The organism is Escherichia sp. MOD1-EC5950, from assembly GCF_002965345.1.
In the GTDB taxonomy this organism is placed as follows: domain Bacteria; phylum Pseudomonadota; class Gammaproteobacteria; order Enterobacterales; family Enterobacteriaceae; genus Escherichia; species Escherichia marmotae.
This window is the reverse complement of sequence record NZ_PTSR01000125.1, coordinates 1-556: the sequence shown is the minus strand read 5'-3', so window position 1 is coordinate 556 and position 556 is coordinate 1. Positions and strand designations below refer to the sequence as shown.

1 protein-coding gene is annotated in these 556 nt (G+C 57.4%); it reads right to left on the bottom strand.

Annotated features, from left to right (window positions below; translation table 11 throughout):
- Positions 1 to 4 precede the first annotated feature (4 nt).
- Positions 5 to 556: conjugative transfer relaxase/helicase TraI domain-containing protein (locus BEA93_RS24605; RefSeq protein ID WP_336603365.1), on the bottom strand; the 552-nt coding region annotated here is incomplete at its 5' end.

The window sequence follows — 556 nt, the reverse complement described above, 5'->3', positions numbered from 1 at the left end:
TCCATCAGAGCGTCTTCTCTCTGTCAATCACCAGTTCTTTCTCCATCTGCCGCAACTGCTCCTGTGCGTTTATGCGTTTCAGGGCAGCCACTTCATGCTGAAGTAATTGTGCGTTTTCTTTCTCTTCACGGGCTGCTGTCTGTCCGGCTGCCCTGATTTCCTGTTCTGCCACCGCATTTTCTGCAGCCTGCATGGCCTCATTATCTGCCGGCAGTATGTTCCGCGTCTCATCCTGCTGCAGGGTTTCCCTGACCGCTTTTTCTGCCTCCTGGCGTGCCCGCTCCTCCGGCGTCTGCAGACTGAGCAGTTCTGCGTCGGTATTCTGTGCAGCCTGTGCAGTGTTCATGGCTTCAGGTGTCATTTCTGCCTGCCCCTGCGTTAACTTCTGAAGCAGCCAGCCGGGAAGTGGCGCGGTATCCTGTTGCAGCACAACACCACTCTCAGGGTGCTGTCGGGCCAGCGCCAGTACAGATGCCGGGTCTGATGCCGTCAGCGTTACGCCATTGTGGCTCTGCTGCAGAACCACAACGCCGGCATCATCACGCCCCAGCCATCT